This is a genomic window from Actinosynnema sp. NPDC059335, assembly GCF_042752395.1.
Classification (GTDB): Bacteria; Actinomycetota; Actinomycetes; order Mycobacteriales; family Pseudonocardiaceae; genus Actinosynnema.
This window is the reverse complement of the sequence record NZ_JBHYXZ010000162.1, coordinates 1-11,408: the sequence shown is the minus strand read 5'-3', so window position 1 is coordinate 11,408 and position 11,408 is coordinate 1. Positions and strand designations below refer to the sequence as shown.

Genomic DNA, 11,408 nt, shown 5'->3' with positions numbered 1-11,408 from the left:
GGGGCGACGCGCGCGGCCCGCCGGGCCCCCCGCGCCCCCTGGTTAGCTTCGTGGGGGTCCACGGGGGGGGGACCCCCCCCCGGGGTCCCGCCCCACCATCATGCCGCGAGCAGCCGCCGGCGAACCTGACGAACACATGACGATTCGGACCGTCTTGGTGGCGGGCGGTGATCGCCCGCCGGAGATCGCCGCCGGGTGCGGCGGACCGGCGTTATCCTCGACCGGTCACGGGTCCGTCGTGCGGTCGGATCGGAGGCGATGGGATGTCCCACCGGGTGCGGGTGCGTCGGGTGTACGACGGGGTGGAGCGGGACCGGGCCGTCCGCGTGCTGGTCGACCGGGTGTGGCCGCGCGGCGTGCGCAAGGACGACCTCTCGCTGGACGACTGGGCCAAGGACCTCGCGCCGTCCACCGACCTGCGCAAGTGGTACGCGCACGACGTCGACCGGTTCGCCGAGTTCCGCCGCCGCTACCGCGCCGAGTTGGACGCGCCCCCAGGGCGGTCGGCGTTGCGCGAGCTGCGGGACCGGGCGCGGGGCCGGGCGCTGACGCTGCTGACCGCCACGAAGGACGTCGAGCACAGCCACGCGGCCGTGCTCGCCGAGCTGCTGAGCGCACCCGACGACGACCCGGCCGGGTGAGCGCCGGCGGACGCGGCGGTCCGCCGGCCGATCGACCCGACCCGGCCGCGCGACACCGCGGTCAGCCGACGAGGGCGGCCAGGGGGACGGTCGGATCGGCGAGGCGGTCGGGGTCGACCGGGCGGCGCTCGCGGATCAGGTGTCGGACGCCGTCCAGGCCGTCGTCCCAGAGGTTGACGTGCAGGCCCGCCACGACCTGGTCCCCGGCGAGCCAGAAGGCGTGGAACGCCAGGCCGTCCACGTCCCCGCGGGTGACCACCCGGTCGTAGCCGCCGGGCGGGAACCAGCCGGTGAACTCCATCCCCAGGTCGTACTGGTCGGAGAAGAAGTACGGCAGCTCGTCGTACGTCACGCCCCGCCCGAGCATCGACCTGGCCGCGACCTGCCCGCCCTCCTGCGCGTTCGCCCAGTGCTCGACCCGGACGCGCCGCCCGTAGTGCGGGCTGAACGGCGCGGCCACGTCGCCCGCGGCGAAGACGTCCGGATCCCCGGTGCGCAGCGAGGCGTCCACCGCGACGCCGTCCTCGACCGCCAGCCCGGCCCGCTCGGCGAGCGCGGTGTTGGGGCGGACGCCGACCCCGACGACCACCACGTCGGCCGGGAGCACGGTGCCGTCGGCGAGGACCGCCGCCGAGACCCGGCCGTCGCCGCGCAGCCCGGTGACGTGGGTGCCGAAGCGGAACCCGACCCCGTGCCGCCGGTGCAGGTCGGCGAAGAAGCCGCCCAGCTCCGGCCCCAGCGGGGCGTGCAGCGGCGCCGGCGAGGGTTCCACCACCGTGACGGCGCAGTCGCGCGCCCTCGCCGCGGCCGCGACCTCCAGCCCGATCCACCCCGCGCCGACGACCACGACCGACGCGCCCGGCGTCATCGCCTCGCGCAGCCGGTCGGCCTGGTCGAGCCGGCGCAGGTAGTGCACGCCGGGCAGGTCGTCCCCCGGCACGGGCAGGCGGCGCGGCGACGACCCGGTGGCCAGCAGCAGCTTCGTGTAGTCGAGGTGGCCGCCGCCCGCGAGCTCGACGCGGTGCGCGGCGCGGTCCAGCGCGGTCACCGCGCAGTCGAGCCGCAGCTCCACCGCGTTGGCCTCGTACCACTGCTCGTCGTGCACGTACACCGAGGCGCGCTCCTGGTCGCCGAGCAGGTACCCCTTCGACAGCGGCGGGCGTTCGTAGGGCCGTTCGGGGTCGTCACCCACCAGCACCACCCGGCCGGCGAACCCCTCCTCGCGCAACGCCTGCGCCGCCCGCGCGCCGGCGAGCCCGGCCCCGACGACGACGAACACCTGCTCGGCCATCCCGAATCATCTCCTCGAACTGGAACCCGGACCGGACCCCACTCTGCGGCGGGGGCCGGCCGGCGGCTACCGGTGGACGCCCGCGAGGGCGAAGAACTCCTGGCGCGACCGCGCGTCCTCGCGCAGCAGGCCGTGCAGGGTCGAGGTCACGGTGCGCGAGCCGGACGCCCGCACGCCGCGCAGCGCCATGCACATGTGCTCGGCCTCGACCACCACGCCGACGCCCTGCGGCGCCAGGTGCTGCTGCAGCCAGTCGGCCACCTGCTTGGTCAGCCGTTCCTGCACCTGGAGGTCGCGGGCGAACAGCTCGACCACGCGGGCGAGCTTGGACAGGCCGAGGATGCGTTCGCCGGGCAGGTAGCCGACGTGCGCGACGCCGTGGAACGGCAGCAGGTGGTGCTCGCACAGCGACTGCACCGGGATCCCGCGCACGAGCACGAGTTCGTCGTAGCCCTCGTCGTTGGGGAACGTCGTCAGGTCGAACTCGCGCGGCGTCAGCATCTCGACGTAGGCGTGCGCGACGCGCGCCGGCGTGTCGGCCAGGTGCTCCGACTCCGGGTCCCGGCCCAGGGCGACCAGCAGGTCGGCCACGGCGCGCCGCGCGGCTTCGACGTCCACCCCGCCGCGGCCGTGCACCACCTGGAGCCGCGGGGGTCCGGCCGTGGCGGGGACGCGGGAAGGCGCGCTCATGCCGCCGGTCCCCGGCGACCGGGCGCGCACCGCGCCGCCGCCCCGGCGACGAGCGGGCCGACGTCCCGCAGCGCGACCAATGCCCGGTAAGCCGGGTCGGACCGCCGCACCCCGCCCGTCGGCGGGAGGCCGGACACCTCGGTAGCCATGTCTCCTCCTTCTAACGACAACTTCGGCTAACCTTAGAAGTCGGCCCGAGGTTTCGTCAACGGAAGTTGGAGTTAGAATGGGTGAACCCGATCAGTCGTGGGCCTCGCACGTCTCCGCGGTCGCCGCCCTCGACGAACCCACCCGACGCCGGCTGTACGACTTCGTGGTCCGCAGTGCCGCGCCGGTGAGCCGGGACGAGGCCGCCGAGGCCGTGGACGTCCCGCGCACCACCGTCGCCTTCCACCTCGACCGCCTGGTCGCCGAGGGGTTGCTGGAGGTCGCCCACGAACGCCGGAGCGGTCGCAGCGGCCCCGGCGCGGGCCGACCGGCCAAGCTGTACCGGCGCTCGGCGGAGCAGATCGCGGTCTCGCTGCCCGACCGGCGCTACGAGCTGGCCGCCATGCTGCTGGCGGACGCCGTCTCCGAGGCCGACACGACCGGCGAGCCGCCGCGCGCCGTGCTCGACCGGCGAGCCCGCGACCTCGGCCGCGACCTGGGCCGCGACGTCGGGCGGACGAGCCGGGACGCCCCCGACAGCCGGCACGCCGCGCTGCGCGCGCTGGAGAGCTTCGGCTTCGAGCCGCGTCCCGTCGACACCGCGATCGTCCTGGGCAACTGCCCGTTCCACAGCCTGGCGCGACAGCACACCGAACTCGTGTGCGGCATGAACCTGTGCCTGCTGGACGGGCTGCTCGACGGCTTGGCCGCCACCGACCTGACCGCCCGCCTCGCGCCGGCGCCCGACCGGTGCTGCGTCCGGCTCGACCCGGCCGACCGTGCGACCGGGTGACCGCGGGCGTCGTGACGGGAACGGCCCTCCTCGGCCTTCGGAACCCGGAACGCACCCCCGTTGCCCCGATGTCCGGACACGGCTGAGTGGCACCGGCGAGATCAAGGTGACGTCCGGGAGCGAAAGCACCCCCGATGGAGTTGTCGGCCGCCCCGCACCAGTGATCCGGGCCGTCCGACCCGCGACCGGCATCCGCGCGGGCTACAGTCGGGCAAAAGGGATCCGCTCAACCCCGTCCGAACGGACCGGGATCAGCCGCGCGCTGTCCGCCGCCGGTGGCGGAGCAGGGAGACGATCATGTCGGCCGACATCGCGACGCAGGTTGGCGAATGGCTCCCGACCGACCAGGTGATGCTCGCCACCTGGCTGGACGACCTCATCAAGGAGACCACGGAGGAGGTCGCCGCGGCGGCCGTGCCGATCGGGCTGGACCAGGCCCTGGAGGTGTTCCGCGATTTCGTCTACGTCAATCCCGAGGTGTACGTCCTGTTCACGGACATGTTCGAGCAGCTCTCCCAGAAGGTGACCCCGACCGGGTACCCGCAGGTCAGGTCGTTCGAGCACATGCTGGAACTCGTCAACAAGGTGATGAGGACGGTGCCGGCCTTCACCGACTCCGGGCTCGTCGGGTTCCCGATCAACGTCATCCTGAACTGGGCGATGGGCACGCAGGCCGGTTTCGCGGCGTTCCTCAACAAGGACGTCAACCGCGAGTTCAAGCCCGTGCTCGACAAGTGGGCGGAATTCCTGAGGTCGACCGACTCGAAGGAGCCGATGCTCAAGGCCGGGTGGCTCTCGGACGAGGCGCTCAGGAAGATGTCCGACCCCGGCAAGAACTTCAAGCAGCTCTTCCGGTGCGACGAGACGGACAAGTACCTCGGCTTCACGTCGTGGAACGACTTCTTCACCAGGAGCTTCCGGGACATCGACACCGACCGGCCCGTGCACGGCAAGGACGACAACCGGTACGTCGTGAGCGCGTGCGAGGTGTCGCCCTACCGCCTGAGGGAGAAGGTGGCGCTGTACGACCACTTCTCCGTCAAAGGCCAGCCGTACTCCCTCGCGCACCTGCTCGACACCGCCCACAAGGGCGTCGGCGAGCCCGACGCGGGCCAGTTCGTCGGCGGCACGGTGTACCAGGGTTTCCTCGCGGCGCTCAACTACCACCGGTGGCACAGCCCGGTCGCCGGCAAGGTGCTCGCGTGCCGCAAGGTCCCGGGCGCCTACTACTCGGAGGCGCCCGCCGCGCTGTGCGACCCGGCCGCGCCGGACATCTCCCAGGGGTACATCGCCCACGTCGCGACCCGCGCCCTCATCTTCATCGAGGCGGACAACCCGAAGATCGGCGTCCTCTGCTTCGTGGCCATCGGCATGGCCGAGGTCTCCTCGTGCGTCCTGTCGGTCGGACCGGGCGACGCGGTGGCCAAGGGGCAGGGGATCGGCGAGTTCCAGTACGGCGGCTCGTCGCACTGCCTGGTCTTCAAGCCCGGCGTGAAGCTCGACTTCGTGGACGCGGTCAAGAACGCCGAAGCCGACCGCGACAAGCCCACGAAGATCCTGGTGAACGCGCTGCTGGCGACCGTCGGGGACTGAGACCGGCCCCGCTCCGCAGGGACTCCAGCAGGTAGCACCCGGCCGGCGTCATGGCCTCCAGCCCGCCGAGGTCCACGCTCTCGGGCGCCGAGTGGATGTCGCACAACGGCTCCTCGCAGCCCAGGAGCAGGATCCGTCGCGTCCTCGTTCACCTGGTGGAAGATGCCGATGAACGGGATCGCGCCGCCGGCGGTCACCAGGGAGGTGCCGGGGTACGCGCGCTCCATGGCCCGCCGGGCGACCTCGTACGCGGCGGTCACGTGCGCTCCTGCGGACCGGTCTCCGCCGGCATCCACCAACCCACCGCTCGCTCCCCTTCCGACAGTCCCCCCGACAGCGCCTCGCCGACAGCGCCTCACCGACGCACTACCCGGAGACGACCGCCCCAAGCGGCGACCTCGGCCCGTCACACCGGCGTGCCGGCACACCACCGCATCGGGTCGGTCGCCGCGCGGACCGTCACCGGCCCGGAACCCCCGTGATCGGATTTGAGGGCGGAGGTCGCCTCGGCCCCGGACTGCGGCGGCCGGTCCCGCCGCCGGACCGACGGGCCGCCCCGTCCCGCCGCCGGGGATCGGCCGGATCGGAGCGCTGGGCCATGTGCAGGCCGGGGCCCGTGCGAGGGTGATCATCACGCCGGGGCGGTCCGGGGAGCGGTGGCGGCTCGTAGGCTGTCCGGGTCGGGACGAGTCGGGATCGGAGGCACCATGGCGGGCAGCGCCGTCGACCCCGCGCCGCTCGGGTTCCACACCGGTGACCCGGACGCGCCCGCGGCCGCGCAGGTGCGCCGCTGGGCCACGTCCGTGCTGCCGGAGCTGGACGAGGACCACCTGGACGACGTGCTCCTGGTGACCACGGAGCTGGTCACGAACGTGTTCGACCACGCGCCCGGCGCGGCCGAGGTCCGGGTGCGCCACCACCGCGCGCCCTGCCGGGTCCGGGTCGAGGTGGACGACGAGTCGGCGCAGCCGCCGGTCCTCGGCCGGTCGCGGATCGCCGAGACCAGGGGACGCGGGGTGCTCGTGGTGGCGAGGCTGTCGCGGGAGTGGGGTGTGCGGCCGCGGGACGGCGGCGGCAAGACGGTCTGGGCGGTCGTCGGCTGCGGCCTGCCCGACTGCGTCCGCCGGCCCTGACCGGGGGCGGCACGGTCAGGTGAACGCGGCTGCGTCGGCGCTCGTCGCGGCGGTACCGTGACGTCGATGCCGCGCGGGGTCCGCGGTCCCGCGGGCGACGACCGACCGGGCGAGGGAGCACCGGCGATGCGCGAACCCGGCAGCCCCGCCGCCACCGTGCGGACCACCGAGCAGGACGGCGTGCCCGTCACCGCGGTCGCGGGCGAGATCGACGCGGACAGCGTGGCGCCCGTGCGGGCCGAGGTGTGCGCGCAACTGGGCAGGCGCCCCGACGCGCTGGTGCTCGACCTGTGCTCGGTGAGCTTCCTGGGCTCGGCCGGCCTCACGATGCTGCTGGACGCCCACCACCGGGCGTCCCGGGACGGCGTGTCCCTGGCGGTGGTCGCGGGCCGGCGCCAGGTGCTGCGGCTGCTCGCGGTCACCGAGCTGGACCACGTCTTCGCGGTCCACCCGACCGTGTCCGCCGCGCTCGCCGCCACGCGCCCCGCGTAGATCCCGGGCCCGTCAGCCGGAGCCGGTCTCGATGCGGGAGACCGGGGCGACGACGAGGTCGTGCACGCGCCAGTCGAAGTCCCGCGCCCACCGTTGCAGCTGCTCCAACCGCGGCACGAGCCGGTCGGCGCCCTCGACGGGCACGACGAGCAGTTCGCCCACGAACACGTGCCCCTCCTCGCGGACCCGCAGCCACGCGTCGGCGATCCAGTCGTGGTCCAGCACCGCGGCCAGCAACCGGTCGGGCAGCGGGTGGGGGCGGCTCTCGTCCACCACGCGCGGCCGGTTGTCCATCAGGTTGGCCACCGCCCCGCGCGTGCTGCGGACACCGTCGCGGACGATGTCGCCGCCGATCACCAGCGCCGCCGCCGCGTCGGCCCACCACAGGCCGAACCCGATGCCGAGCACGCCCAGCACCGCCGCGGCGGCCGTGAGCCAGTCGGCCCGGTTCATCTCGGCGTCGGCGTGCAGCACCTTGTCGTGCAGCTGCTGGGCGATCCGCAGCTTCGCCCGGCCCAGCAGGATCGCGGGCGCCATCGTCGCCAGCAGCACCGCGATCATCAGCCAGCCGAGCCAGAACCGGAACCCGAACACCTCCACCAACCCGATCGGCGCGCGTTCCCCGGCCACCAGCCGGACCGCCGAGTCGTAGACGACGTACCCGCCCAACCCGAGCAGCGCGACCGAGCCGGCCAGGAACGCCACGCTGACCGACCGGTGGTAGCCGTAGGGGAACCGCTCGTCGGGCGCGCGGTTGCGGAACCGGGCCGCGATCAGGAACGCCGCGGGCGGCACCACCCCCAGCATGTCCTCGATCCACGCGGCCTTCATCGCCTGCGACTGGCCCAGGGTCACCGCCAGCAGCGCGACGGCGGCCAGGAAGAAGACGATCGTCCACCACGCCAACCGCACCGCCCGCCGGTGCAGCGCGGCCTTGTCCGGGGGCAGCTCGAACCGGTCGTAGACCTTCACGCCGCGTCCTCCTCCCCCGCCGCCTCGGCCAGCAGGCGGTCCACCTCGCCGTCCGGCAGGTCGGCCAGGAACCGCTCCACCTCCACCTGCCAACCGTTCTCGCCCAACGGCACCGCCCACACGTGGCTGCGTTCGAGCAGCACGTGATCGCTCGCCCGCAACCCGAGCCCGGCCACCCGCCAGTGCTCCACCACCACCGGCAGGCCGTCCGCGTCGGCGACGTCGCGCACCGGGACCACCACCGCGTCCTCGTCGGCCAGCGCGGCGGCCTCGTCGGTGCCCTCCCGCACCGCCACCCGCACCCCGGCCAGGTCCGCCGGCACGTCGCCGGCCGCCGCGACGACGACCCGCGTGGTGGCGTACGGCCGGGTCAGCGACGCCTGCCCGGTCCACGGCGAGTTCGCCTCCAACCCGCCCACGACCAGGTCCAGCCGGCGCTCCTCCACCGCCGCCATCAGCGCGGCCTCCGACCCGTGCCGCCACTGCACCCGCGCGCCCAGCCTGTCCGCCAGCCGCCCCACCAGCTCGGCCTCCGCCCCGGAGACCTCCTCGGCCGGCCCGTCGCCCACCACCGTCCACGGCCGGTTCTCCGTCACGCCCACCCGCAGCACGCCGCCGCGCACCCGGTCCAGCGTGCCGTCGACGTCACGCGGCAACCCGCACCCCGCCGCCGCCAGGACCACCACCAGCAGCACCACCCGCCGCCACATGCGACCTCCCCTCCCGGCCCGCCGGGCGCACGTCGGCGCGCGGCTCACGGGCCCGGATACCCACAACCGGCGCGAAAAGATCACCGAGTTCCCGGCGGGCGACCGGGAGGTGTTCCCCTTGGGCGGTATGGGAAGTTCGCGGTGGTTCGACAACGGGCCGGCCGCCGTCGAACGTGGCCGGCGGCGGCAGCCGGGCCTCGGGCGGCTGCCGCCGGCACGCGCGACCGCGCACCGGCGGACCACCCGATCGGCCCGAGCGCGGGCGGTCAGGCCGGGCCGGGTCTGCCGAACTCCCCGATCAGCACGGGGTACTGCTCGCCGCCGTGCCCGGCGGCGATCGCGCGGTCGGCCAGGTCCTTCATCAGCCTCGGCAGCTCGGCGTTGATCCCGGCCGCCTCGCTCTCCTCGACCAGGTGGGCCATCGCCCGCGCGTCGGTCTCCAGGGCCGACACCTCGGCCGGGAACGAGCCCCGGTCGACCAGCTCGGCGTAGCCGGGCAGCCAGTCGGCCACGGTGACGGCGAGGTGCCGCGCGAACGGCGCGAAGGTGGCGGCGTCGACGCCGGCCGTGCGGAGCAGGGCGGTGCCCTGGAGCCAGGCGTTCAGCACGCCCCACATCATGGCCAGGCCGCCCACGTCGTACAGCGACGCCAGCCCGGGGTCCGCGCCGAGGTGGGTCACGGCGCCGAGCACGCCGAGCGTCGACTCGTGCGCCTCGAAGGCCGACCGCGGGCCGCTGAGCAGGATCAGCGCGTCCGGTGTCCCGACCGCCGGCGGGACGGCCATGATCGCGCCGTCCAGGTAGCGGGCGCCCCGCGGATCGACCCGGCGGGCCGTCCCCCGGGCCTGGGCCGAGCTGCCCGAGGTCAGGTTGACCACCGTCGTGCCGTCCGGTCCGCCGCCCGCCCCGAGCACGTCCCGCACGGCGTCGTGGTCGGTGACGCAGACGATCGCGAGAGGAGCCGCCCGGAACGCGTCCTCCACCGTGGGCGCGAGCGTCGCGCCCCTGGCCACCAACCGGTCGGCCTTCGCGGCGGTGCGGTTCCACACGGTGGTGGGGTGCCCGGCGTCGAGGAACGCGCCGGCGAGCGCCCGGCCCATCAGGCCCAGCCCGATCACCGCCACCGGTGTGCTGCTTGCGTTGTCCATGGCAGCATCGTCAACGTTGATACCGGTGTGAAGGTCAAGCGAGGGTTCGGTGCGGATCGGGGAACTGGGGCGTCGGACGGGCGTGCACACCCACCAGTTGCGCTACTACGAGGCGCAGGGGTTGCTGGAGGCGGAGCGCGGCGCGAACGGTTATCGCGAGTACGGCGAGGACGCCGTGCTGCGGGTGCGGCAGATCCGGCGCCTGCTCGACGCGGGCCTGTCCTCCGAGGACATCGCCTACCTGCTGCCGTGCGCGGTCGGCGAAACCCCGGCGCTGCCGGGGTGCCCGGACTTCCTGGACGCGATGCGGTCGCGGCTGCACGTGCTGGACGAACGGCTCGCCCGGCTCGCCCGGTCCCGCGACGCCCTGGCCGACTACATCGGCGCGGCCGAGCGGGTGGGCGACGTGGACCACCCGCCGTTCGACGGGTCGGAACCGGTCCCCGCCTGAACGGCCGCCGCCCGTCGGCATCGGCCTGTCCCGACGACATCGGCGCTCCGCTTCGTTGGGCTCACGGCGGTCCCATGGTCGAGGCGCACCAAGGTGTGCGCCGTGAGATGCCCGGAACGAGCGCGCGCAAAATCCTCGCGGGTTCATCCGCCCGGGGGGCCGAGCGACCCGGCGCGGTCACCCCCCGTGCGCCCGGCGGGCCGGGGTGGTCCGCGCCATCCGCTCGATGTGCTCGGACCAGCTCACGCCGGTGATCCGCTGCACGGCCCGCGCCACCAGGCTCGCGGCCAGGTAGCGCTCGACCGGCGTCACGTCGCAGACCGCGAGCAGCTGGTAGAGCATGTTGGTGCCGAACCGGTAGACGGCGACCTGTCGCCGCAGGAGCGGGTGCTCCAGGTCCACCGCCCGCAACCGGCGGTGGTACTCGCTGTGGTGGACGCGGTGGTCGCGGTGCCACCGCCGGATGGCGTCGCGGTCCCCCAGGCGCACCGCGCGCTCGCCGTGGCGGGGGTTGTCGCCGCTGGGCAGGTCGCCGTTGTCGTACACGACCTCGGTCACCTCGCGGGCGGCGGTCGTCCAGGTCGCCCACGGCGTGGCCAGGCGGTCCTCGGCGACGGCGAGGACCGTTTCGGTGACGTTCCCCGCGTTGTCCTCCCACACCCGGTCGAACCGGGACCGCAGGCGGCCGTCCGGGTCGCTGTGCAGCAGGAAGTCCTCCAGGTGGGACTGGAACGAGTGGTAGCCGTGGTCCAGGCCGCCGGGGTAGCGGCTCGCGTGCGCGGCCATCGCGATCAACGCGGTCCGCACGCGGGTGGTGGCGGTGGTGTCGTCGGCGGCCACCGCGTCGCGCACCGCGGGCACGCCCAGGCGCAGCACCCGCGACCGCAGGTCCACCAGCGCGTCCGAGCCGAGCAGCTCCCGGACGCCCCGCAGGTCGGTCGGTTCGACCACCACGGTGTTGTCCGGGTGGATCGGCTCGTACGGCGGTGGGACCAGCTCGGCCACGCCGTGGTCGCGCGACCGGGCCAGCAGCTCGTCGTGCGGGGTGCCCGCGGTGGACGGGCGCGCCGCCAGGTGCTCGCGCAGCCGGTCGGCGACCAGGTCGGCCTCCCGGTCCAGCCGCACCCGCAGGTGCGGCCCGTGCAACCAGTGCCGCTCCACGTGGCCGCGCGCGCCGGCCGCCTCCGCCTCGGCCAACGCCGGCAGGACGGCGTCGCGGAGCAGTGGCGCTTTCACCGGGTCGTGGTAGTAGCAGACGACGTCGGGCACGGGACCTCCGGATTTCGGCGATCGGTTCGACTCCCGACTGGGCCCGCGGCCGCCCCCCGGCGCCCCCCCCCCCCCCCC

The 11,408-nt window shown here is 74.5% G+C and carries 13 protein-coding genes; 6 read left to right on the top strand and 7 right to left on the bottom strand.

The window, feature by feature from the left end; all coding sequences use genetic code 11:
* Positions 1–263: 263 nt before the first annotated feature.
* Positions 264–641 (top strand): DUF488 domain-containing protein, encoded by a 378-nt coding sequence (locus ACFXGA_RS33630; protein WP_378095025.1) that lies wholly within the window; start codon positions 264–266, stop codon positions 639–641.
* A gap of 61 nt (positions 642–702) precedes the next feature.
* Here the strand turns inward: ACFXGA_RS33630 and ACFXGA_RS33625 are convergent, their stop codons facing one another.
* The 3 genes from ACFXGA_RS33625 to ACFXGA_RS33615 all read right to left on the bottom strand — a co-directional run bounded on the left by ACFXGA_RS33625 (position 703) and on the right by ACFXGA_RS33615 (position 2,771).
* Positions 703–1,932 (bottom strand): NAD(P)/FAD-dependent oxidoreductase, encoded by a 1,230-nt coding sequence (locus tag ACFXGA_RS33625; protein WP_378095023.1) that lies wholly within the window; start codon positions 1,930–1,932, stop codon positions 703–705.
* 66 nt (positions 1,933–1,998) lie between these two features.
* Complete coding sequence (gene folE, locus ACFXGA_RS33620) at positions 1,999–2,622, bottom strand: GTP cyclohydrolase I FolE (protein ID WP_378095021.1); 624 nt, start codon at positions 2,620–2,622, stop codon at positions 1,999–2,001.
* Positions 2,619–2,771 carry a hypothetical protein gene (locus ACFXGA_RS33615; protein WP_378095019.1) on the bottom strand — a complete coding sequence of 51 codons (153 nt, stop codon included), beginning with the start codon at positions 2,769–2,771 and terminating at the stop codon, positions 2,619–2,621. The genes folE and ACFXGA_RS33615 overlap by 4 nt, the downstream gene beginning before the upstream one ends.
* Positions 2,772–2,848: 77 nt before the next feature.
* On the opposite strand from ACFXGA_RS33615, the gene ACFXGA_RS33610 reads away from it, so the two are divergent.
* The 4 genes from ACFXGA_RS33610 (at position 2,849) to ACFXGA_RS33595 (ending at position 6,780) form a co-directional block, all read left to right on the top strand.
* Positions 2,849–3,562, top strand: a complete 714-nt coding sequence (locus ACFXGA_RS33610; protein ID WP_378095017.1) for a helix-turn-helix transcriptional regulator — start codon at positions 2,849–2,851, stop codon at positions 3,560–3,562.
* Between the two features lie 297 nt (positions 3,563–3,859).
* Positions 3,860–5,155 (top strand): phosphatidylserine decarboxylase family protein, encoded by a 1,296-nt coding sequence (locus tag ACFXGA_RS33605; protein ID WP_378095015.1) that lies wholly within the window; start codon positions 3,860–3,862, stop codon positions 5,153–5,155.
* 707 nt (positions 5,156–5,862) lie between these two features.
* Positions 5,863–6,288 (top strand): ATP-binding protein, encoded by a 426-nt coding sequence (locus tag ACFXGA_RS33600; protein ID WP_378095013.1) that lies wholly within the window; start codon positions 5,863–5,865, stop codon positions 6,286–6,288.
* Between the two features lie 66 nt (positions 6,289–6,354).
* The gene (locus ACFXGA_RS33595) at positions 6,355–6,780 is read left to right on the top strand and encodes an STAS domain-containing protein (protein WP_378095011.1); all 426 of its coding nucleotides are present in this window, start codon (positions 6,355–6,357) and stop codon (positions 6,778–6,780) included.
* Between the two features lie 12 nt (positions 6,781–6,792).
* Here the strand turns inward: ACFXGA_RS33595 and ACFXGA_RS33590 are convergent, their stop codons facing one another.
* The 3 genes from ACFXGA_RS33590 to ACFXGA_RS33580 all read right to left on the bottom strand — a co-directional run bounded on the left by ACFXGA_RS33590 (position 6,793) and on the right by ACFXGA_RS33580 (position 9,610).
* On the bottom strand, positions 6,793–7,752 hold the full coding sequence (locus ACFXGA_RS33590; protein WP_378095009.1) for a cation diffusion facilitator family transporter: 960 nt from the start codon (positions 7,750–7,752) through the stop codon (positions 6,793–6,795).
* Complete coding sequence (locus ACFXGA_RS33585) at positions 7,749–8,462, bottom strand: substrate-binding periplasmic protein (RefSeq protein ID WP_378095007.1); 714 nt, start codon at positions 8,460–8,462, stop codon at positions 7,749–7,751. The genes ACFXGA_RS33590 and ACFXGA_RS33585 overlap by 4 nt, the downstream gene beginning before the upstream one ends.
* Positions 8,463–8,728: 266 nt before the next feature.
* Positions 8,729–9,610, bottom strand: a complete 882-nt coding sequence (locus ACFXGA_RS33580; protein WP_378095005.1) for an NAD(P)-dependent oxidoreductase — start codon at positions 9,608–9,610, stop codon at positions 8,729–8,731.
* Positions 9,611–9,659: 49 nt separating this feature from the next.
* On the opposite strand from ACFXGA_RS33580, the gene ACFXGA_RS33575 reads away from it, so the two are divergent.
* On the top strand, positions 9,660–10,061 hold the full coding sequence (locus tag ACFXGA_RS33575; protein WP_378095003.1) for a MerR family transcriptional regulator: 402 nt from the start codon (positions 9,660–9,662) through the stop codon (positions 10,059–10,061).
* A 177-nt stretch (positions 10,062–10,238) separates the two neighbouring features.
* On the opposite strand, the gene ACFXGA_RS33570 is transcribed toward ACFXGA_RS33575, so the two are convergent.
* A complete protein-coding gene (locus ACFXGA_RS33570) occupies positions 10,239–11,330 on the bottom strand; it encodes a hypothetical protein (RefSeq protein ID WP_378095001.1) in 1,092 nt (363 codons plus the stop codon).
* Positions 11,331–11,408: the final 78 nt, after the last annotated feature.

What these genes read in the sequence shown, in the direction of transcription:
- ACFXGA_RS33625 (WP_378095023.1), bottom strand. Translation starts at nt 1,932, where the DNA reads ATGGCCGAGCAGGTGTTCGTCGTCGTCGGGGCCGGGCTCGCCGGCGCG.
- ACFXGA_RS33615 (WP_378095019.1), bottom strand. Translation starts at nt 2,771, where the DNA reads ATGGCTACCGAGGTGTCCGGCCTCCCGCCGACGGGCGGGGTGCGGCGG.
- folE (WP_378095021.1), bottom strand. Translation starts at nt 2,622, where the DNA reads ATGAGCGCGCCTTCCCGCGTCCCCGCCACGGCCGGACCCCCGCGGCTC.
- ACFXGA_RS33600 (WP_378095013.1), top strand. Translation starts at nt 5,863, where the DNA reads ATGGCGGGCAGCGCCGTCGACCCCGCGCCGCTCGGGTTCCACACCGGT.
- ACFXGA_RS33585 (WP_378095007.1), bottom strand. Translation starts at nt 8,462, where the DNA reads ATGTGGCGGCGGGTGGTGCTGCTGGTGGTGGTCCTGGCGGCGGCGGGG.
- ACFXGA_RS33610 (WP_378095017.1), top strand. Translation starts at nt 2,849, where the DNA reads ATGGGTGAACCCGATCAGTCGTGGGCCTCGCACGTCTCCGCGGTCGCC.
- ACFXGA_RS33595 (WP_378095011.1), top strand. Translation starts at nt 6,355, where the DNA reads ATGCCGCGCGGGGTCCGCGGTCCCGCGGGCGACGACCGACCGGGCGAG.
- ACFXGA_RS33605 (WP_378095015.1), top strand. Translation starts at nt 3,860, where the DNA reads ATGTCGGCCGACATCGCGACGCAGGTTGGCGAATGGCTCCCGACCGAC.
- ACFXGA_RS33630 (WP_378095025.1), top strand. Translation starts at nt 264, where the DNA reads ATGTCCCACCGGGTGCGGGTGCGTCGGGTGTACGACGGGGTGGAGCGG.
- ACFXGA_RS33580 (WP_378095005.1), bottom strand. Translation starts at nt 9,610, where the DNA reads ATGGACAACGCAAGCAGCACACCGGTGGCGGTGATCGGGCTGGGCCTG.